This window comes from Pseudomonas sp. ICBG1301 (assembly GCF_016918385.1).
Taxonomy (GTDB): Bacteria; Pseudomonadota; Gammaproteobacteria; order Pseudomonadales; family Pseudomonadaceae; genus Aquipseudomonas; species Aquipseudomonas palleroniana.
Map to the genome: position 1 here is coordinate 86,319 of NZ_JAEKGB010000010.1, position 19,789 is coordinate 106,107.

General features: G+C 60.4%; 18 protein-coding genes and 1 pseudogene. 6 read left to right on the forward strand and 13 right to left on the reverse strand.

Annotated features, from left to right (window positions below):
* Positions 1-5: 5 nt before the first annotated feature.
* The 3 genes from JBE38_RS22405 to pilV are packed head-to-tail and all read right to left on the reverse strand — an operon-like array spanning position 6 to position 1,733.
* Positions 6-536, reverse strand: a complete 531-nt coding sequence (locus JBE38_RS22405) for a pilus assembly PilX family protein (RefSeq protein ID WP_205345186.1) — start codon at positions 534-536, stop codon at positions 6-8.
* Positions 537-543: 7 nt separating this feature from the next.
* The gene (locus JBE38_RS22410) at positions 544-1,251 is read right to left on the reverse strand and encodes a PilW family protein (protein WP_090366868.1); all 708 of its coding nucleotides are present in this window, start codon (positions 1,249-1,251) and stop codon (positions 544-546) included.
* Positions 1,248-1,733 carry a type IV pilus modification protein PilV gene (pilV, locus tag JBE38_RS22415; RefSeq protein ID WP_205345148.1) on the reverse strand — a complete coding sequence of 162 codons (486 nt, stop codon included), beginning with the start codon at positions 1,731-1,733 and terminating at the stop codon, positions 1,248-1,250. Before pilV ends, JBE38_RS22410 begins: the two co-directional genes overlap by 4 nt.
* Positions 1,734-1,936: 203 nt before the next feature.
* Between pilV and JBE38_RS22420 the strand changes: the two are divergent.
* Positions 1,937-2,516: pseudogene (locus tag JBE38_RS22420) on the forward strand (GspH/FimT family pseudopilin).
* On the opposite strand, the gene ispH reads toward JBE38_RS22420, so the two are convergent.
* From ispH to murJ, 6 genes are all read right to left on the reverse strand, one after another.
* Positions 2,470-3,417, reverse strand: a complete 948-nt coding sequence (gene ispH, locus JBE38_RS22425; protein WP_060754852.1) for a 4-hydroxy-3-methylbut-2-enyl diphosphate reductase — start codon at positions 3,415-3,417, stop codon at positions 2,470-2,472. The pseudogene JBE38_RS22420 and the gene ispH sit on opposite strands and share 47 nt — an antisense overlap.
* 178 nt (positions 3,418-3,595) lie before the next feature.
* Positions 3,596-4,033: an FKBP-type peptidyl-prolyl cis-trans isomerase gene (gene fkpB / locus JBE38_RS22430; RefSeq protein WP_174554049.1), complete on the reverse strand. Its 438-nt coding sequence runs from the start codon at positions 4,031-4,033 to the stop codon at positions 3,596-3,598.
* A 7-nt stretch (positions 4,034-4,040) separates the two neighbouring features.
* Positions 4,041-4,550, reverse strand: a complete 510-nt coding sequence (gene lspA / locus JBE38_RS22435) for a signal peptidase II (protein ID WP_060754850.1) — start codon at positions 4,548-4,550, stop codon at positions 4,041-4,043.
* Complete coding sequence (ileS, locus tag JBE38_RS22440) at positions 4,543-7,374, reverse strand: isoleucine--tRNA ligase (protein ID WP_205345149.1); 2,832 nt, start codon at positions 7,372-7,374, stop codon at positions 4,543-4,545. Before ileS ends, lspA begins: the two co-directional genes overlap by 8 nt.
* A gap of 14 nt (positions 7,375-7,388) precedes the next feature.
* Positions 7,389-8,327, reverse strand: a complete 939-nt coding sequence (ribF, locus tag JBE38_RS22445; RefSeq protein ID WP_060754848.1) for a bifunctional riboflavin kinase/FAD synthetase — start codon at positions 8,325-8,327, stop codon at positions 7,389-7,391.
* A 119-nt stretch (positions 8,328-8,446) separates the two neighbouring features.
* Positions 8,447-9,985 (reverse strand): murein biosynthesis integral membrane protein MurJ, encoded by a 1,539-nt coding sequence (murJ, locus tag JBE38_RS22450; RefSeq protein WP_090366879.1) that lies wholly within the window; start codon positions 9,983-9,985, stop codon positions 8,447-8,449.
* Positions 9,986-10,238: 253 nt separating this feature from the next.
* On the opposite strand from murJ, the gene rpsT reads away from it, so the two are divergent.
* A complete protein-coding gene (rpsT, locus tag JBE38_RS22455; RefSeq protein ID WP_060754846.1) occupies positions 10,239-10,517 on the forward strand; it encodes a 30S ribosomal protein S20 in 279 nt (92 codons plus the stop codon).
* A gap of 182 nt (positions 10,518-10,699) precedes the next feature.
* Here the strand turns inward: rpsT and JBE38_RS22460 are convergent, their stop codons facing one another.
* Positions 10,700-11,185: an FKBP-type peptidyl-prolyl cis-trans isomerase gene (locus JBE38_RS22460; RefSeq protein ID WP_060754845.1), complete on the reverse strand. Its 486-nt coding sequence runs from the start codon at positions 11,183-11,185 to the stop codon at positions 10,700-10,702.
* A 14-nt stretch (positions 11,186-11,199) separates the two neighbouring features.
* Here JBE38_RS22460 and JBE38_RS22465 point away from each other — a divergent pair, with 14 nt between their 5' ends.
* From JBE38_RS22465 to JBE38_RS22475, 3 genes are read left to right on the forward strand one after another with little or no spacing between them, the layout of a single operon-like run.
* A complete protein-coding gene (locus JBE38_RS22465; RefSeq protein ID WP_081087021.1) occupies positions 11,200-11,493 on the forward strand; it encodes a DUF3565 domain-containing protein in 294 nt (97 codons plus the stop codon).
* 60 nt (positions 11,494-11,553) lie between these two features.
* Positions 11,554-13,653, forward strand: coding sequence for a phosphate acetyltransferase (gene pta, locus JBE38_RS22470; protein WP_060754844.1), 2,100 nt, complete (start codon positions 11,554-11,556; stop codon positions 13,651-13,653).
* Positions 13,654-14,553 carry an acyltransferase gene (locus tag JBE38_RS22475; protein WP_205345150.1) on the forward strand — a complete coding sequence of 300 codons (900 nt, stop codon included), beginning with the start codon at positions 13,654-13,656 and terminating at the stop codon, positions 14,551-14,553. It begins immediately after the preceding gene.
* A 98-nt stretch (positions 14,554-14,651) separates the two neighbouring features.
* Here the strand turns inward: JBE38_RS22475 and cysN are convergent, their stop codons facing one another.
* The 3 genes from cysN to JBE38_RS22490 form a co-directional block, all read right to left on the reverse strand.
* Positions 14,652-16,550, reverse strand: a complete 1,899-nt coding sequence (cysN, locus tag JBE38_RS22480) for a sulfate adenylyltransferase subunit CysN (RefSeq protein WP_090366885.1) — start codon at positions 16,548-16,550, stop codon at positions 14,652-14,654.
* A 9-nt stretch (positions 16,551-16,559) separates the two neighbouring features.
* Positions 16,560-17,477, reverse strand: a complete 918-nt coding sequence (gene cysD / locus JBE38_RS22485) for a sulfate adenylyltransferase subunit CysD (RefSeq protein ID WP_060754841.1) — start codon at positions 17,475-17,477, stop codon at positions 16,560-16,562.
* Between the two features lie 226 nt (positions 17,478-17,703).
* Positions 17,704-18,462, reverse strand: a complete 759-nt coding sequence (locus JBE38_RS22490) for a Nif3-like dinuclear metal center hexameric protein (RefSeq protein ID WP_060754840.1) — start codon at positions 18,460-18,462, stop codon at positions 17,704-17,706.
* A 103-nt stretch (positions 18,463-18,565) separates the two neighbouring features.
* Between JBE38_RS22490 and algW the strand changes: the two genes are divergently transcribed.
* Positions 18,566-19,720, forward strand: coding sequence for a Do family serine endopeptidase AlgW (gene algW, locus JBE38_RS22495; RefSeq protein WP_104995472.1), 1,155 nt, complete (start codon positions 18,566-18,568; stop codon positions 19,718-19,720).
* Positions 19,721-19,789: the final 69 nt, after the last annotated feature.

Here is a 19,789-nt window from a genome sequence, read left to right on the forward strand (position 1 = left end):
CTCCTTTACTGAAGTTGCCGCCACAGGATTCGTTGAAACCGCGCCCGCCCTCCCTCGTCCACCTGGGCATACACGCTCTCCAGGACCGTGCGCGATTGGCCCCCTAGCCCGATGGCCGTCACTCGAAACAGCCGCGCCGCGGTTTGCGCCGGCAAATGCGCCAGCCCCAAGCCCTCGCCTATGAATTGAATGCCATAGAACCCCGCGTCGAAGGCAACCCAGGTAACCGCCGAGACCGGATTCGCCCCGGCCCCCATCAACGTAAACGCCTCCTCAGGTGGCGAGCATGTGATGATCGAGTGACATTCGGGCAGCCCACCGCCACCGCGCTTTACCGCCAGCTCCCCCAACCTGAGGCCGCTTTCGGCGCTTTGAAAAGATTGGTTGCGATGCCACAAGCTGCCCGCGACTTTTTGCTGGGATATCGCACCTTGCATCGATGACAAACCAACCAGTGACAACAGCAGCAGGAACACCAGGCTGATCCACAACACCATCCCTGCCTCACGCCAATGAATACCGCCACTTATCTTCATCACGGCCCTACCCCTGGCGATTTCGCAGCGCAGCCACAACGCTGTAGGTCTGGTCCCTGACACGCCCTGTCGGGTCTTGCAACGTCATGAGGATGCGTACACTGCGTATCAACGACTCATCGGCAGGGTTGCTGTCGTAACGCACTACGCTTGTTGATGCGGGCTTGGCCGCCATACCAAAACTGATGTCGAACGCCCGCACGTTATCCACAAGCACCGCTTTGGCCGGCGCCGCCGGGGTGCTGACTTTCAGTTGGCCGGATTCAAAGGTGTAGGTGAGCTGGCGCAGCGCAAAGCGGATCTGCCCAGGCGCCGGCGCGGGTGATGCCCCAGCATATGCCCGGGCAACCGTCTTGCAGTCGGATACCACCGTCCAATCAGGCTTGCCTCCCCCACTACCGACATCCGCAGTGACCAGGGTCAGCGACGTCGCATTCCCCGAGGTACTCCACCCCAACGGTCGCTCCAGGGCGGCGGGGGCGTCGTCGATAAATGCGCTGGCCAGACAACCAAACATGCCCGCCTGGCGAATATCCTGCGTCAGCTTGCCCAGTACAAATCGTGCATCGTCTTGCAGGACCATTGCCGCCAATTGACTGGCATGCGTCAGCCGTGTGCTGATGACCACCTGGCTTGCGCCCAGCACCAACACGAGCCCAACGGCCAACGCCACCAGCATTTCCACCAGGCTGAATCCGCGTACAAGACGGCTCATTGCAACGCGCCTTGTTCATCGACCATGCGACTGGTGAGAACGAACGTCTCCCTTGCTCCCGGGCCGCCTGCGCCCCTGCCCGCCAGCCAACTGATGGTGATAGTGACCTCAGGCCCGCTGGTCGATACCGCTCCTTTGGCATCTGCGCCGGCGAAACCCAGGATATTGGCCTCGAAATCATGCAGGTCCAGATCACGCACGCTGGCGGTCGGGACATTGGCCATCGAAGATCCAGCTCGCGACCACGAATAATCGATCCCGGGATTGGAGCGAATTCGATCAAGCATGTCGTAGGCAATGAAACTGGCCTGGCTGGTCATCCTGGCGCTCTCGGTGTACTTGAGCGCATTGAGCTGGATGGCCGAAGCGCCCAACAAACCGACAGCCAGAATCAACACCGCCACCAACACCTCGATCAGGGTCATGCCGGTTTGGCGCCACTGGACGGCGCGAAGAAAAAACCTGTGTGTACGGACTAGCATCACCGTCGTCATCCATGTCGAGGGGCGAAAAACAGGCAAAACCTGTTGTGCGCCCCAAGACTAGCGCCGGTTTTTAATCGGTGCTGCTTGCGGAACAAAGGGAAATACTTTGGACATAAAGGCCATCATCCAACCCTGGCATCCGCTGGCTATACCTGTCTCTACCCGCTGGATTACCAGCTGCGTCCACGGAGGGACGGCATATGACAGAACGAGGCTTCACCCTGATCGAGTTGCTATTGGGCCTGATGCTGAGCGGCCTGCTGGCGCATTTGGCGGTGCCCAGCTTCAAAGGATTACTCGACGCACACCAGCAACACAGCGCAGCCGAATCACTGGCGCAGGGCCTGCGCTTCGCCCGCAGCGCAGCGCTCACACGCAATCGCGCGGTGATTGTTCATGCATTGGAGGACGATTGGAGCCTAGGCTGGCGAGTCATCGAGGATGTCAGCGGGCGCGGTCATATGGACGAAGACAACCCGATACTGTTGGAGCGACAGGACAGCGGGCGTGCAACGCTGGTCGGCAATGGGCCGGTCAAGAGCCAAGTGCGCTTCAGCGGATTGGGCGAGCCGGTATTTACGGGGGGAGGCTTCCGTGCCGGCACCGTGCACATATGCGACACGGGCCAGGCACAAAGCCTGCATCAGGTAGTGCTGGCCCCAAGCGGCCGCATCAGCCTGCGCAGTGATAAAACCGAGCAGGCGTTATGTCGGGACTGATCCAGCACCTGGGCTCAGAGCAACGAGCGAACCCGCAGTTCCTTGGGCATGGAGAACGTGATGTTCTCTTCACGGCCGGCCAACTCATCGGCGCCGGTCGCGCCCCAAGCCTGCAACTGTTGGATCACGCCCCGCACCAGCACTTCCGGAGCCGAGGCTCCGGCCGTGATACCGATACGCTCAACGCCATCGAACCAGCTGCGTTGCATGTCTTCAGCACCGTCGATCAGGTAGGCCGGTGTGGCCATGCGTTCAGCCAGCTCGCGCAGACGATTGGAGTTGGAGCTGTTCGGGCTGCCGACCACCAAAACCACGTCGCATTCGTTGGCCAATTGCTTGACCGCATCCTGACGGTTTTGCGTGGCGTAGCAGATGTCATCCTTGCGCGGACCGCCAATGGCAGGGAAACGCGCGCGCAAAGCGTCGATAACGCGGCTGGTGTCGTCCATGGACAAGGTAGTCTGGGTCACGAAAGCCAACCGATCAGGATTGTGTACCTGCAAATCGGCGACGTCCTTTTCATCTTCCACCAGGTAGATGGCACCGCCGTTGCTGGCGTCATACTGGCCCATGGTGCCTTCAACTTCCGGGTGGCCGGCATGACCGATCAGGATGCATTCACGCCCGTCACGACTGTAGCGTGCGACTTCGATATGCACCTTGGTGACCAATGGGCAGGTGGCATCGAATACTTTCAGGCCACGGCCGGCAGCTTCGGTACGCACGGCCTGGGAAACGCCGTGGGCGCTGAAAATGACGATAACGTCGTCCGGCACCTGGTCGAGCTCTTCAACAAAGATGGCACCGCGCGCGCGCAGATCTTCGACCACGAACTTGTTGTGGACAACTTCATGGCGCACATAAATCGGCGGCCCGAAGACTTCCAGGGCGCGATTGACGATTTCGATCGCCCGGTCCACGCCGGCGCAGAAGCCACGGGGGTTGGCGAGTTTGATTTGCATGCTGTGCCTCGTGTCTTGCAGCCACTTGGGTTCAAGCTAGACGCTAACCCACCTGACAGTAGAGATCAAAGGTGGGAGCGGGCTTGCTCGCGAAAGCAGTGGGCCAGATAACACATGTGTTACTGATAGACCGCTTTCGCGAGCAAGCCCGCTCCCACATTTTTAACCGCGTCGTTGATCAGATCGCTTTAACGTCGATGATTTCAACATCAAAGGTCAAGGTTTTACCGGCCAACGGGTGATTGAAGTCGATGGTCACTTGCGCGTCATCGAAGGTTTTCACCACACCCGGCAGTTCGGTATTCGCCGCATCGTTGAAGATCACCAACAAGCCTTCCGAAAGATCCATGTCCTGGAACTGCGAACGCGGGATGATCTGCACGTTTTGCGGGTTGGGTTGGCCAAAGGCATTTTCCGGCAGGATCTGCAGGTTGCGCTTGTCGCCAGCCTTGAAGCCGAACAGCGCGGCTTCGAAACCCGGCAGCAGGTTGCCATCACCGACTTTGAAAGTCGCGGGGGCCTTGTCGAACGTGCTGTCGACCGTGTCGCCATTTTCCAGGCGCAGTGCGAAATGCAAAGTGACTTCCGTGTTCTGGCCGATACGTTGTTCAGCCAATACCTGATCAGTCATTGACGGTCTCTCCGGTTTTCTTGCTTTTGAACATGTCCAACGCCAGCATGATCGCACCGACGGTGATGGCGCTGTCGGCAAAGTTGAACGCCGGGAAGTACCAGCGGTTCTGCCAATGCACCAGGATAAAGTCGATCACATGGCCCAAGGCAATGCGGTCGTAGAGGTTGCCCAGCGCGCCGCCCAACACAAGGGCCAGGGCGATAGCCAGCCAGGTGTCATCGCGGCCAAGACGCTTGAGCCAAACTACCAGCACCGCACTGACCACCACCGCGATCAGCGCGAACAGCCAGCGCTGCCAGCCACCGCTATCAGCCAAAAAGCTGAAAGCGGCGCCGGTGTTGTAGGCCAGGGTCCAGCTGAAGTAGTCCGGGATCACCACGATCTGCTGGAACATCTGCAGGGAGCCTTCGAAATGAGCCTTGCTGACCTGGTCGATGACCAGGACCAGCACACTCAGCACGAGCCAGCCCAGACGTCCGAAACGACTGGTGTTAGGCATAGTGGCGAACCTCACCAGCACCCGAGATGTTGTCGACGCAACGACCACAGATTTCCGGATGCTCAGGGTTCACACCGACGTCTTCACGGCAGTGCCAGCAACGGGCGCACTTGGCGAAGGCCGACTTGACCACTTTGAGCTTGAGGCCTGGCACTTCGGTGGCGACTGCATCCGCCGGGGCCTGGGCGAATGGCGCCAGGCTCGCGGTGGAGGTAATCAGCACGAAACGCAGTTCGTTGCTCAGCTTGGCCAGATCGGCAGTCAGGCCGTCTTCGGCAAACAGAGTGACTTCGGCTTGCAGGTTGCCACCGACGGCCTTGGCCGCACGCTGAACTTCCAGCTCCTTGTTCACCGCAGCCTTGACGGCCATCACGCCTTCCCAGTACTCGCGGCCCAATTCGAAATCAGCCGGCAATTCGGTCAGACCTTCGTACCAGGTGTTGAGCATCACCGATTCGTTGCGTTCGCCTGGCAGGTACTCCCACAGCTCGTCGGCGGTGAAGGCCAGGATCGGCGCGATCCAGCGCACCAGCGCCTCACTGATGTGGTACAGCGCGGTCTGCGCCGAGCGACGGGCCTTGCTGTTGGCGCCGGTGGTGTACTGGCGATCCTTGATGATGTCGAGGTAGAAACCACCCAACTCCTGCACGCAGAAGTTGTGGATCTTCGAGTAAACGTTCCAGAAGCGATATTCGCCGTAATGCTCCTGCAACTCGCGCTGCAGCAACAGGGTACGGTCCACGGCCCAACGGTCCAGGGCGAGCATGTCCTCGGCCGGCAGGATGTCGGTGGCCGGGTTGAAACCGGTCAGGTTCGACAGCAAGAAGCGTGCGGTGTTACGGATACGGCGGTAGGCGTCGGCACTGCGCTGCAGGATCTGCTCGGATACAGCCATTTCGCCCGAATAGTCGGTCGAGGCCACCCACAGACGCATGATGTCGGCACCCAGGGTGTCGTTGACCTTTTGCGGCGCAATCACGTTGCCCAGTGACTTGGACATCTTGCGGCCGCTTTCATCCACCGTGAAACCGTGGGTCAACAGCTCGCGGTACGGAGCGTGGTTATCGATGGCGCAACCGGTCAGCAAGGAAGAGTGGAACCAGCCACGGTGCTGGTCCGAACCTTCCAGGTACAGGTCGGCGCGAGGACCGGTCTCGTGGCCCATCGGGTGCGAACCACGCAGCACGTGCCAGTGGGTGGTGCCCGAGTCGAACCACACGTCGAGGGTATCGCTGATCTTGTCGTACAACGGTGCTTCGTCGCCCAACAGCTCGGCGGCGTCAAGCTTGAACCAGGCTTCGATGCCTTCCTGTTCAACGCGCTGGGCCACGACTTCCATCAGCTCAACGGTGCGTGGGTGCAACTCGCCGCTTTCCTTGTTGAGGAAGAACGGGATCGGCACGCCCCAGTTACGCTGACGCGAGATGCACCAGTCCGGGCGGTTGGCGATCATCGAGTGCAGGCGTGCCTGGCCCCAGGCCGGGATGAAGCCGGTGTCTTCGATGGCCTTGAGCGAGCGCACGCGCAGGGTGTCGCCGCTGGCCGGCTCTTTGTCCATGCCGATGAACCACTGCGCGGTGGCGCGGTAGATCAGCGGGGTCTTGTGACGCCAGCAGTGCATGTAGCTGTGTTTGATGGTGTCGGACTTTATCAACGCACCGACTTCGCTCAGCTTCTCGATGATTGCGTGGTCAGCCTTGAAGATGAACTGGCCGCCAAAGAACTCCAGCGATGACACATACACGCCATTGCTTTGCACCGGGTTGATGATGTCATCGTTGGTCAGGCCGTATTTCTTGCAGATCACAAAGTCGTCCACACCATAGGCGGGCGAGCAGTGGACCACGCCGGTACCCGAGCCCAGCTCGACGTAGTCAGCCAGGTAAACCGGCGACAGACGGTCATAGAACGGGTGGCGGAAATTGATCAACTCCAGCGCGGAACCGGTGGTGGTGGCAATCACCGAACCCTGCAGCTCGTAACGGGCCAGGCAGGCTTCAACCATTTCCTCGGCCAGCACCAGCAGGCGGTCACCAACGTCCACCAGGGCGTAAGTGAACTCCGGGTGTACGTTCAGCGCCTGGTTGGCGGGGATGGTCCACGGGGTGGTGGTCCAGATCACGATGGCCGCTGGCTTGCCCAGGCTCGCCAGGCCAAAGGCCTCGGCCAGCTTGGCGTCGTCCGCGATCGGGAAGGCTACGTCGATGGTCGAGGACTTCTTGTCTTCGTACTCGACCTCCGCCTCGGCCAGGGCCGAACCGCAGTCGAAACACCAGTTCACGGGCTTGAGCCCCTTGAACACGAAGCCACCCTTGACGATCTCGGCCAAGGCACGGATTTCACCGGCCTCGTTCTTGAAGTCCATGGTCTTGTAGGGGTTGGCCCAGTCACCCAATACACCCAGGCGGATGAATTCGGACTTCTGCCCTTCGATCTGCTCGGTGGCGTAGGCACGGCACAGTTCGCGGGTTTTATCCGCGCCCAGGTTCTTGCCGTGGGTCACTTCGACCTTGTGCTCGATCGGCAGGCCGTGGCAGTCCCAACCCGGGACATAAGGCGCGTCGAAACCCGAAAGGGTTTTCGAGCGAATGATCATGTCCTTGAGAATCTTGTTCAGCGCATGACCGATGTGAATCGTGCCGTTGGCATAAGGAGGGCCGTCGTGCAGGACGAATTTCGGACGATCCTTGCCAATTTCGCGCAACTTTCCGTACAGGCCAATACTGTCCCAGCGCTGCAGGATCTGCGGTTCGCGCTGTGGCAGGCCGGCCTTCATTGGGAAGGCGGTGTCCGGAAGGTTTAGCGTGGCTTTATAGTCGGTCATTTAAGGCTCTTCGGTTAGCGATGGGCGCTAGGTGCGGCTAGTGCACGGGCGGCGGCGACATCCGCATTGATCGCCGTTTTCAACGCCTCAAGTGAGGCGAAACGCTGCTCTTCACGCAGCTTCTGGTGGAAAACCACCGTCAAACGCCGGTCATACAGATCACCGGCAAAATCCAAAAGGTGTACTTCCAGGTGGGCCTTGCCATCACCTGCAACCGTGGGCCTGACGCCTATATTGGCGACTCCCGGCCACGATTGGCCGTCGATGTCGACGCTCACCAGGTAAACCCCGGTCAGCGGCACACGGCGGCGCTTGAGTTGCACGTTGGCGGTCGGCGTGCCCAGTTGGCGCGCCAGCTTCTGGCCGTGCAATACCCGTCCGGCAATGCGGAACGGACGACCGAGCAGGCGCTCGGCCAAGGCGAAGTCGGCAGCGGCCAGTGCATTACGCACCTGCGTGCTGCTAACGCGCAGCCCGTCCAGTTCGACGGTTTGCGCGGCTTCGACGGTAAAGCCCTGGTTGACGCCGGCCTGTTGCAGGAAATCGAAATCCCCGACACGGTCGCAACCGAAACGGAAGTCGTCGCCGACCTCCAAGTGTTGCACACCCAGGCCATCCACCAGGATACGGTCGACGAATTCGGCGGCGCTAAGGCTTTGCAAACGCTGGTTGAAGGCCAGGCAGAGAACTCGGTCCACGCCCTCTTCAGCCAGCAGTTGCAGTTTGTCGCGCAAGCGGGCCAGACGGGCCGGCGCCGTTTGCGGGGTGAAAAACTCCCGCGGCTGTGGCTCGAAAATCACCACACAGCTGGGCACACCCAACTCGACCGCTCGCTCACGCAGCCGGGCCAAGATAGCCTGGTGACCACGGTGAACACCGTCAAAGTTGCCAATAGTGGCGACGCAGCCCCGATGCTGGGGGCGCAGGTTGTGGAGACCTCGAACCAGCTGCATAACGCGCTTCTTGCTCATAAAGTGGTCGATTATAACCACACCCGGCCCCGGACGACAGGCAACAGCGCAGGCCAAGTGGGTTGATTCGATAAAACACCGGTTTTATTGAGGCAAAGTCCCTAGTTCAGGGACTTGCGATTGAAATCCCGCAGCCGGAAGCCCTGCAGCAGCAACATGCCGAAGTAAACCACAACGCCCGCAACCACCAGCAGGCCCAGGCGCAGGAAGCGTTCCAGCATATGCCCTTCATCCCAGGCGGGCATGAAGTGCATCAAACCCAAGAGCACCGCCGACATCGCGCCCACCGCAACCACCAGCTTGAGCGCAAACAGGCCCCAGCCAGGTTGCGGCTGGAACATCTGCTGCTTGCGCAGTTGATAGAACAGCAGGCCGGCATTGATACAGGCGCCGGCACTGATGGCCAGGGCCAGCCCGGCGTGCGCCAGCGGGCCGATGAATGCAAGGTTGAGCAATTGCGTGACAATCAGCGTGAAGATCGCGATTTTCACCGGCGTACGGATGTTTTGCTGAGCATAGAAGCCCGGCGCCAACACTTTGATCACGATGATGCCAAGCAGACCCACCGAATAGGCAATCAATGCGCGCTGGGTCATGGAGGCGTCAAACGCGCTGAACTGGCCGTACTGGAACAACGCCACCGTCAGCGGTTCAGCCAGGATTCCCAGGGCCAGGGCACACGGCAGCACCAGCACGAAGCACAGGCGCAGCCCCCAGTCGAGAATACGCGAGTACTCCTGGCGGTCCTTGCTGGCATAGGTGCGCGACAGGGTCGGTAGCAAAATCGTGCCCAGGGCCACACCGAGCACGCCGGACGGCAACTCCATCAGGCGATCGGCGTAGTACATCCACGACACCGAACCCGACACCAGCAACGAGGCGAAGGCAGTGTTGATGATCAGGGAAATCTGGCTGACCGATACCCCCAGGATTGCCGGCAACATGTTGCGCATCACGCGCCAGACACCGGTGTCCTTCAGGTTCAAGCGCGGCAGAACGAGCATGCCGATCTTTTTCAGGTGCGGCAGTTGGTACAACAACTGCGCCAGGCCACCGGCCAGCACCGCCCAGCCCAGAGCCATCACGGGTGGATCGAAGTACGGCGTGAGGAATACTGCGAAGATAATCATGCTCACGTTGAGCAAGGTCGGCACGAACGCCGGCACCGAGAACCGGTTCCAGGTATTCAGGATGGCGCCGGCCAGGGATGACAGCGAGATCAGCAATATATAAGGAAAGGTCACCCGCAGCAGATCAGTGGTCAGCGCGAATTTTTCCGGCGTATTGGCAAAACCCGGCGCCGTGGCCCAGATCACCCAGGGTGCAGCGAGCATGCCGGCAATGGTGACCAACATCAAAACCAGCGTCAGCAGGCCCGAGACGTAGGCAATGAAGGTGCGGGTTGCCTCCTCGCCCTGCTGAGTCTTGTATTCCGCCAGGATCGGCACGAAGGCCTGGGAAAATGCGCCCTCGGCGAAGATCCGGCGCAGCAGGTTGGGCAGCTTGAAGGCGATAAAGAAGGCGTCCGTGGCCATGCTGGCGCCGAAAATGCGCGCCAACAGGGTGTCACGCACAAACCCCAATACCCGGGAGATCATCGTGATAGAGCTGACCGCAGCCAACGATTTGAGCAGATTCATCGAAAGAGTTTGCGCCTATAGATAAACAGCAGGCGAACAAAGCGCCCACTTATGCGATACTGCGCGCCTGCAACAGCACAGAGCCAAAGCTCGCGAGTTTACAGGTCAAGCGCCGGAAATAAATCACCCGCCTCTTCAGATCGACCACTCAGCAGTTCGCATCAGCCGCCCTTGACAACCCAACAAGTCATCGGCATGATTCGCGGCCTATTTTGTTTGCTATTTCCTAAAAAGTCTTTCGAGGAGCTCGACGGTGGCCAACACACCTTCCGCCAAAAAACGTGCAAAACAGGCTGAGAAGCGTCGCAGCCACAACGCCAGCCTGCGTTCCATGGTTCGTACCTACATCAAGAATGTAGTTAAAGCCATCGACACCAAAGACGCTGCAAAAGCTCAAGCTGCTTACGTTCTGGCTGTGCCTGTTATCGACCGTATGGCCGATAAAGGCATCATCCACAAGAACAAAGCCGCTCGTCACAAGAGCCGCCTGAATGGCCACATCAAGGCTCTGAACGTCGCTGCTGCTGCCTAAGTGGTAACAACTGCAACGCTGGCTTACCGGCGTAACAGTTAAGAAATGCCCCGTACCGAAAGGTCCGGGGCATTTTTGTTTGTGCCTGAAAATCATAGAAACCCGCCCACCATGAAATGCAGGCAAAAAAACGCCCCGAACCAGTCGGGGCGTTTTTTGCTACCAGCCGATCAATGCATCAATCAGTGGTGATGACCGCCCTCACCGTGGACGTGACCGTGAGCCACTTCTTCCTGGGAGGCGTCGCGGATGGCAACGATCTTCACTTTGAAGTTCAGGCGCTGGCCAGCCAGAGGGTGGTTACCGTCGACAGTCACGTCATCGCCATCCAGATCGCGGATAGTGACGATCTGCATTTGGCCGTCCGGTGCGGAGGCGTGGAACTGCATGCCCACTTCCAGCTCGTCGACGCCTTCGAACATGCTGCGGCTCAGGGTGCTGACCAGTTCGGCGGAGTATTCGCCGTAGGCATCTTCAGGTTCAACGGCAACGGTCAGCTCATCGCCGACGCTCTTGCCTTCCAGGGCCTTCTCCAGGCCCGGGATGATGTTGCCTGCGCCTTGCAGGTAGACCAGCGGCGCGCCGCCGGCTGAGCTGTCGATGACCTCACCAGCGTCGTTGGTCAGGGTATAGTCGATGGAGACAGCCTTGTTAGCGGCGATCGTCATGGGGGCGAGACCTTTTGCATAAGAATGAAGAACGGACAAGTCTAAACAAGGATTTGCCCGAAAGCGAACAGAACCCGGACCAACGGGACCGACCAACGGTATCCCTCATCATCGGGTTCCACCAGGATGACGATCAGCATTGGGTCGCCGAGCTCTCCTGCGGCCACACCCAGCACCTGCGCCACCAGCCGCCCTGGCAGTCCCGAGGCTGGGTACTCGATACCACGCAACGCCTTGAAAAAATAGGCCAACCCTTTGCCTGCGGCTGGTGTGCGCAAGGGTCGAATAACGATAATCTTGATGCCTGATTCCCGGCAGGTGCTCAACCATAGAGCACCACCGAAGCCATGCACCTCCAGAGAATTCGCATGCAGACTTTTTTTATCGCGCCCACCGATTTTGGTGTGGGTCTGACCTCCATCAGCCTCGGGCTGGTGCGTACCCTTGAGCGGGCCGGACTGAAAGTCGGCTTCTTCAAACCGATTGCCCAGCCGCACCCTGGCGACACGGGCCCCGAGCGCTCCACCGAACTGGTGGCGCGCACCCACGGCCTGAAACCACCCCAACCCCTGGGCCTGGCCCACGTTGAGCGCATGCTTGGCGACGGCCAGCTCGATGAGCTGCTCGAGGAAATCATCACCCTGTATCAGCAAGCCGCCGTGGGCAAGGACGTGTTGATCGTCGAAGGCATGGTGCCGACCCGCAGCGCGAGCTACGCGGCGCGAGTCAACCTGCACCTGGCCAAAAGCCTCGATGCCGAGGTGATCCTCGTGTCCGCCCCGGAGAACGAAGTACTCACCGAGCTTTCCGGCCGGGTCGAATTGCAGGCGCAACTGTTCGGCGGCCCGAAAGATCCGAAGGTACTGGGCGTGATCCTCAACAAAGTGCGCACCGACGAAAGCATGGAAGCCTTCTCGGCGCGCCTGAAAGAACATTCGCCGTTACTGCGCAGTGGGGATTTCCGCCTGCTCGGCTGCATCCCCTACCAACCCGAGCTCAACGCTCCGCGCACCCGCGACGTCGCCGACCTGATGGGCGCGCAGATCCTCAACGCCGGCGACTATGAAAGCCGGCGCATGACCAAAATCATCATCTGCGCGCGCACCATGCGCAACACTGTGGAACTGCTCAAGCCTGGCGTGCTGGTGGTGACGCCAGGTGATCGCGACGACATCATCCTCGCCGTCAGCCTCGCGGCGATCAACGGCGTGCCCCTGGCCGGGCTGCTGCTGACCAGCGACACCCTGCCCGACCCGCGCATCATGGATTTGTGCCGTGGCGCGCTCCAGGCCGGACTGCCGGTGCTGTCGGTAAGCACCGGTTCCTACGACACGGCGAACCTGCTCAACAGCCTCAACAAGGAAATTCCGATCGACGACCGCGAGCGCGCCGAGATCATCACCGATTTCGTCGCCAGCCACCTGGATGCACGCTGGCTGCACCAACGTTGCGGTACGCCACGGGAAATGCGCCTGTCGCCGGCGGTGTTCCGTTATCAGCTGATCCAACGCGCCCAGACCGCCAACAAGCGCATCGTGTTGCCCGAGGGCAGCGAACCGCTGACCGTACAAGCAGCCGCCATCTGCCAGGCCCGCGGCATTGCGCGCTGTGTGCTGCTGGCCAAGCCTTCGGATGTGGAGGCCGTCGCCCGCGCCCAGGGTATCGAATTACCCGAGGGCCTGGAGATTCTCGACCCGGACCTGATACGCCAGCGCTACGTCGAACCCATGGTTGCGCTACGCAAGAGCAAAAGCCTCAACGCGCCGATGGCCGAGCAGCAACTGGAAGACAACGTGGTGATCGCCACCATGATGCTCGCGCTGGATGAAGTGGACGGCCTGGTGTCCGGCGTCATTCATTCCACCGCCAACACCATCCGCCCGGCCCTGCAGCTGATTAAGACCGCGCCGGGCTGCACGCTGGTGTCGTCGGTATTCTTCATGCTGTTCCCCGAACAGGTGCTGGTGTACGGCGACTGCGTCATGAACCCGCACCCGAGCGCGGCCGAACTGGCCGAGATCGCGCTGCAAAGCGCCGACTCGGCCGCCGCGTTCGGCATCACCCCGCGCGTGGCGATGATCAGCTACTCCAGCGGTGATTCAGCCAGCGGCGAGGAGGTGGAAAAAGTCCGCGAAGCCACCCTGCTCGCCCACGAACAGCAAAGCTCGCTGCTGATCGATGGCCCGTTGCAGTACGACGCCGCCGCCAACGAAACCGTCGCTCGGCAACTGGCGCCCAATAGCCAGGTCGCCGGCAAAGCCACCGTCTTCGTGTTCCCGGACCTGAACACCGGCAACACCACGCACAAGGCCGTGCAGCGCAGCGCCGACTGCGTGAGCCTGGGGCCGATGCTCCAGGGCTTGCGCAAACCGGTGAACGACCTGCCACGCGGCGCTCAAGTCGACGACATCGTGTACACCATCGCACTGACTGCGATCCAAGCCGCCAACCGCCCCATGGATATTTAAATGCTGGATTTTCTACCTGCCGCCGTGCGCGGGGTCATTGCTTCGCTGCTGCTGGCGTTGAATACGATCCTGCTGTGTTCGTTCCTGTTTATCGTGGCGCTGTTCAAGGCGCTGCCGTTTGCCAAGCGCTTCAGTGAGTGGCTGATGAACCACACCCATGAAGCCTGGGTCACCAACAACAAAGGCTGGATGAACCTGGTGCAGCGTACACGCTGGCACCTGTCCGGCCTTGAGGGCCTGGACTACCAACACTCCTACCTGGTGACCAGCAACCATCAGAGCTGGGTCGACATCATGGTGTTGCAATACGTGCTCAACCGGCGGATTCGCCCGTTGAAATTTTTCCTCAAGCAGGAGCTGATCTGGGTACCGGTGATTGGCCTGGCGTGGTGGGCGTTGGGCTTCCCGTTCATGAAGCGCTACACCAAGGCTTACCTGGAAAAGCACCCGGAGAAGAAAGGCAAAGACCTGGAAACCACCCGCAAGACCTGCGCGAAGTTTCGTGACAACCCCGTGGGCATCTTCAACTTTGCCGAAGGCACGCGGTTTACCCCTGGCAAGCACGCGCAGCAGAATTCACCCTTTCGTTACCTGCTCAAGCCCAAAGCCGGTGGGATTGCGTTTGTGCTGGATGCCATGGGCGAGCAACTGAAGTCACTGGTCAACGTCACCATTCATTACCCGGCCGGGAGCCCGGGGTATTGGGACTTGCTCTGCGGAAATGTGAAGGACGTGGTGGTGCAGTTTGAAGAAGTGCAGATCCCCGCCGCGTTCATCGGCAAGAACTACGAGCAGGATGGGGAGTATCGAACCGCATTCCAGGGCTGGATCAACCAACTCTGGCAGGACAAGGATGCGCTGCTGGACAAGCTGCACACAGAGCATCCAGGCAAAAGGTAATCAACCTGTGGGAGGGGGCTTGCTCCCGATAGCTGCGGATCAGCCACAAAGGTAATGGCTGATGTACCGCTATCGGGAGCAAGCCCCCTCCCACATTTTTAGATCGCGCCGCGCTGACGCAACAGCTCCAGCACTTGCTTGACGCTCTCTTCCAGCGACAGGGCCTGGGTGTCGATCACCAGATCGGCGTTCAGCGGCACGTCATACGGGAAGGATTCGCCAGGGATATTATCCCCACCGGCAGCGTACAAACCTTGCGGATCACGCTCGGCGCACACCAGCGGCGACGCTTGCACATAGACGGTCAGCAGGCGGTCGGCGCCGATCAGCGCCTTGGCCTGTTCACGGCCTTCGGCATCCGGCGCAACGAACGCGGCCAGGGTCAGCAGGCCGGCCTCGTTGAACTGGCGCGCCACATGGGCGGCACGCCGCCAATTTTCAGTGCGACCGGCACGGTCCTGCGGCAGCCCTTTGTTCAGGTCGTGACGCAGGTTCTGGCCATCCAGCACGAACACCGCACGCCCCATGTCGAACAGCTTGCGCTCAACCGCGTAGGCCAAGGTGCTTTTGCCGGCGCCCGACAGGCCGCTGAACAACACGGTGGCCGGCTGTTGGCCGAAGCGCAACGCACGCTCTTCGGTGGAGACATGCGCCAATTTGCCGTGCTGCGCCGCACCGCCATGACCCACCGGCGGCGCGATGATCATGCCGGCAGCCACGGTGCCATTGGTCAAACGGTCGATGACGATAAACGCACCCGTGGTGCGGTTGCTGTCGTAGCCGTCCAGGGCAATGGCGGCGTCGAGGCTGACCTTGACCCGGCCAATCTCATTGAGTTGCAGCGAACTCGCCGGGCCTTCGGCCAGGGTGTTCACGTCCACGCGGTGCACGATGCTGGTGATGGAACCCGGCACATAGCTGGTGGCGCGCTTGATGTCGTATTTCTTGCCCGGCAGCATCGGCTCTTCAGCCATCCAGACCAGCATGGCGTCGAAGGCGTCGGTCACTTGCGGCACGTTGTCGGCATGTACCAGCAGGTCGCCACGGGAGATGTCGATCTCGTCTTCCATGGTCAGGGTCACGGCCTGGCCCGGGCCTGCGTGCTCCAGCTCGCCTTCGAAGGTGACGATGGATTTGACGCGACTGCTCTTGCCCGAAGGCAGTACCACCACTTCGTCGCCCTTGTGCACGATGCCGCTGGCCAGGGTGCCGGCAAAACCACGGAAGTTCAGGTTCGGACGGTTGACGTACTGCACCGGGAAACGCAAATCGGTGTAGTTGCGGTCGTTGGCGATCTCGACGGTTTCGAGAATCTCCATCAGCGACTGCCCGGTGTACCAGGGCGAACGCTCGCTCTTGTTCACCACGTTGTCGCCCTTGAGCGCGGACATCGGCACGAATGCCAGGGTGCTCGGCTTGAAGGCGATACCCTCGGCGAACTTCAGGTAATCGGCCTTGATCTGCTCGAATACACCTTGGTCAAAGCCATTGATGTCCATCTTGTTGACGGCCACCACGATGTGTTTGATCCCCAGCAACGAGGCGATAAAGCTGTGGCGACGGGTCTGGGTCTGCACGCCGTAGCGCGCATCGATCAGAATGATCGCCAGGTCACAGGTGGATGCACCGGTGGCCATGTTGCGGGTGTACTGCTCATGGCCGGGAGTGTCGGCGATGATGAATTTGCGCTTGGCGGTGGAGAAATAGCGGTAGGCAACATCGATAGTGATGCCCTGCTCACGCTCAGCCTGCAAACCATCGACCAGCAAGGCCAGGTCGATGTCGTCACCGGTGGTGCCGACTTTCTTCGAATCGCGGGTGATGGCTTCCAGGTGATCCTCGTAGATCATCTTGGAGTCGTGCAGCAGGCGCCCGATCAGGGTGCTCTTGCCGTCGTCGACGTTGCCGCAGGTCAGGAAGCGCAACATTTCCTTGCGCTCGTGCTGGCCCAGGTAGGCGAGGATGTCCTCGCTGATCAAATCAGATTGATGCGACATGACAGCCCCTTAGAAATAACCTTGACGTTTTTTGTCTTCCATCGAGCCGGCACCATCGTGGTCGATGACACGGCCCTGGCGCTCGGAAGTTCGCGTCAGGAGCATTTCCTGAATGATGTCCGTCAGCGTCTCGGCTTCGGACTCCACCGCGCCCGTCAACGGGTAGCAGCCAAGGGTACGGAAACGTACTTTCTTTTTGACGATTCGCGCTTTTTCTTCGTCGGAAAGGTGCTCAAGGATGCGGTCATCGTCGATCATGATCAACGTGCCGTTCTTCTCGATCACATCGCGTTCGGCGGCGAAATACAGCGGTACGATCGGGATACCTTCCAGGTAGATGTACTGCCAGATGTCCAGTTCGGTCCAGTTGGACAGCGGGAACACACGGATCGACTCGCCCTTGTTGACGTTGCCGTTGTAGACGTTCCACAGCTCGGGGCGCTGGTTCTTCGGGTCCCAGCGGTGTTTGCTGTCGCGGAACGAGTACACGCGCTCTTTGGCGCGGGATTTCTCTTCATCGCGACGGGCACCGCCAAAGGCTGCGTCGAAACCATGCTTGTCCAGGGCCTGCTTGAGGCCCTCGGTCTTCATGATGTCGGTGTGCTTGGCGCTACCGTGGGTGAATGGGTTGATGCCCTGCGCCACGCCATCCGGGTTGACGTGGGTGATCAGCTCCAGGCCAAGCTCTTGGACCATTTGGTCGCGGAACTTGTACATCTCCTGGAATTTCCAGCGGGTGTCGACGTGCATCACCGGGAACGGCAGCTTGCCCGGAAAGAACGCCTTGCGCGCCAGATGCAGCATCACGGCGGAGTCTTTACCGATCGAGTAGAGCATCACCGGGTTGTCGAACTCGGCGGCGACCTCGCGGATGATGTGGATGCTTTCCGCCTCCAGCTGTTTCAGATGCGTCAGTTTGTCGACCATGGTTACTCACGGAAAAACGATCTTATGGACGGCCAGCGGGCCGTGTTCGAGCGAGGCATGCTAGCACAGCACCTTCTTCTATTCAGGGCGCCAACTAGATCGAAACGGTATATGAATATGCCCCCAGGTTTGGCCTGTGGGAGGGGCTTGCTCTCGATAGCGGCGGCTCAGCCACCCTTCTCAGACTGACACACTGCTATCGCCGGCAAGTCACCCGCCGCACGGCTCAAATCGGGTTCGGGCAGTCAATGAACAAATGTTCCAGGGCGAAACGCCGCGCCAGGTAATCACCCAACGCCTGCACCCCGTAGCGCTCGGTGGCGTGATGGCCGGCGGCGATGAAGCTGATGTTGTTTTCCCGCGCACTGTGGAAGGTCTGCTCGGACGCTTCGCCACTCAGGTACAGGTCGACACCCGCAGCAATCGCCTGGTCGATATAGCCCTGGCCACCGCCGGTACACCAGCCGACACGGCGGATCATTTCACTGCCTTCGATCAGCAGCGGCTCGCGGCCCATGGCGTCCTGCACACGGCGCGCGAAATCACGGGGCGACAAGGGCTCGACGAGGGAACCGACCAGGCCGACGACCTTGGGGTTGCTCGGGTCCAGCGGGCCTTCGACGGTGATGTCGAGTTGGCGGGCAAGCTGCACGTTGTTGCCCACATCCGGGTGCAGGTCCAGCGGCAGATGGTAGGCCAGCAAGCTGATGTCGTGTTTGAGCAGGGTTTTCAGGCGGCGCTGCTTCATGCCGGTGATGCACGGGTTCTCACCCTTCCAGAAATACCCGTGATGCACCAGCACCAAGTCAGCCTCGGCTTCGACGGCAGCATCCAACAGGGCTTGGCTTGCGGTCACGCCACTGACGATGCGCCGCACTTGCGGGCGACCCTCCACCTGCAGGCCATTTGGGCAGTAATCGGCAATTTTTGCGCTGGCAAGGTAGCGGTCCGCTTCCTCGACGAGGGTGGTAAGGGGGACGGCCATATAAAGACTCCTAAATATCCCGTTCCGAGGCGCTCGCAGCCTCGTATAATGCGCGACATTATGGGCGCTCTCCCGCCCCCTGCAACCTGTCAGGACTTACTTGATGCTCAAGGCACTGCGTTTTTTTGGATGGCCATTGTTGGCTGGCGTGCTGATCGCGATGCTGATTATTCAGCGTTATCCCCAGTGGGTGGGTTTGCCCAGCCTTGATGTCAACCTGCAGCAGGCGCCGCAAACCAGTTCGGTGGTGCAAGGCCCGGTGACTTATGCGGACGCTGTCGTCATCGCCGCGCCTGCCGTGGTCAACCTGTACACCACCAAGGTCATCAACAAGCCGGCGCATCCGTTGTTTGAAGACCCGCAGTTCCGCCGTTACTTCGGTGACAACGACCCCAAGCAGCGCCGCATGGAGTCGAGCCTGGGTTCCGGGGTGATCATGAGCCCCGAAGGCTACATCCTTACCAATAACCACGTGACCAGCGGCGCCGACCAGATCGTCGTGGCCCTGCGCGATGGCCGTGAAACCCTGGCCCGTGTGGTCGGCAGCGACCCGGAAACCGACCTCGCGGTGCTGAAGATCGATTTGAAGAGCCTGCCCTCGATCACCATCGGCCGCTCGGAAGGGCTGCGCGTGGGTGATGTGGCATTGGCCATCGGCAACCCGTTCGGTGTTGGCCAGACGGTAACCATGGGCATCATCAGCGCTACCGGGCGCAACCAGTTGGGGCTCAACAGCTACGAAGACTTCATCCAGACCGACGCGGCGATCAACCCGGGCAACTCCGGCGGCGCGCTGGTGGATGCCAATGGCAACCTGACCGGCATCAACACCGCGATTTTCTCCAAGTCCGGCGGCTCCCAAGGCATCGGTTTTGCGATCCCGGTAAAACTGGCGATGGAAGTGATGAAGTCGATCATCGAACACGGCCAGGTGATTCGCGGCTGGCTGGGGATCGAAGTCCAGCCGTTGACCAAGGAACTGGCCGAATCCTTTGGCCTGACCGGTCGCCCCGGCATTGTCGTGGCGGGGATCTTCCGCGACGGCCCGGCCCAGAAAGCCGGCCTGCAATTGGGCGATGTGATCCTGAGTATCGATGGCGAGCCGGCCGGTGATGGCCGCAAGTCGATGAACCAGGTAGCACGGATCAAACCGACCGAGAAGGTGACGATCCAGGTCATGCGCAACGGTAAAGAGATCAACCTGTCGGCGGAAATTGGCCTGCGCCCGCCGCCCGCGCCGATGAAGGAAGAGGGATAAGTCACATCGCAGGTACCCGTTCGCGGGCACCTGTAAACGGATGTTTCAAAGCAATTCACTCTCATTAGT

Bases quoted from the DNA above. Each gene is read 5' to 3' on its own strand.
- JBE38_RS22405 (WP_205345186.1), bottom strand. From the start codon at position 536: ATGAAGATAAGTGGCGGTATTCATTGGCGTGAGGCAGGGATGGTGTTG.
- JBE38_RS22410 (WP_090366868.1), bottom strand. From the start codon at position 1,251: ATGAGCCGTCTTGTACGCGGATTCAGCCTGGTGGAAATGCTGGTGGCG.
- pilV (WP_205345148.1), bottom strand. From the start codon at position 1,733: ATGCTAGTCCGTACACACAGGTTTTTTCTTCGCGCCGTCCAGTGGCGC.
- ispH (WP_060754852.1), bottom strand. From the start codon at position 3,417: ATGCAAATCAAACTCGCCAACCCCCGTGGCTTCTGCGCCGGCGTGGAC.
- lspA (WP_060754850.1), bottom strand. From the start codon at position 4,550: ATGCCTAACACCAGTCGTTTCGGACGTCTGGGCTGGCTCGTGCTGAGT.
- ileS (WP_205345149.1), bottom strand. From the start codon at position 7,374: ATGACCGACTATAAAGCCACGCTAAACCTTCCGGACACCGCCTTCCCA.
- ribF (WP_060754848.1), bottom strand. From the start codon at position 8,327: ATGCAGCTGGTTCGAGGTCTCCACAACCTGCGCCCCCAGCATCGGGGC.
- murJ (WP_090366879.1), bottom strand. From the start codon at position 9,985: ATGAATCTGCTCAAATCGTTGGCTGCGGTCAGCTCTATCACGATGATC.
- JBE38_RS22460 (WP_060754845.1), bottom strand. From the start codon at position 11,185: ATGACGATCGCCGCTAACAAGGCTGTCTCCATCGACTATACCCTGACC.
- pta (WP_060754844.1), top strand. From the start codon at position 11,554: ATGCAGACTTTTTTTATCGCGCCCACCGATTTTGGTGTGGGTCTGACC.
- JBE38_RS22475 (WP_205345150.1), top strand. From the start codon at position 13,654: ATGCTGGATTTTCTACCTGCCGCCGTGCGCGGGGTCATTGCTTCGCTG.
- cysN (WP_090366885.1), bottom strand. From the start codon at position 16,550: ATGTCGCATCAATCTGATTTGATCAGCGAGGACATCCTCGCCTACCTG.
- cysD (WP_060754841.1), bottom strand. From the start codon at position 17,477: ATGGTCGACAAACTGACGCATCTGAAACAGCTGGAGGCGGAAAGCATC.
- JBE38_RS22490 (WP_060754840.1), bottom strand. From the start codon at position 18,462: ATGGCCGTCCCCCTTACCACCCTCGTCGAGGAAGCGGACCGCTACCTT.
- algW (WP_104995472.1), top strand. From the start codon at position 18,566: ATGCTCAAGGCACTGCGTTTTTTTGGATGGCCATTGTTGGCTGGCGTG.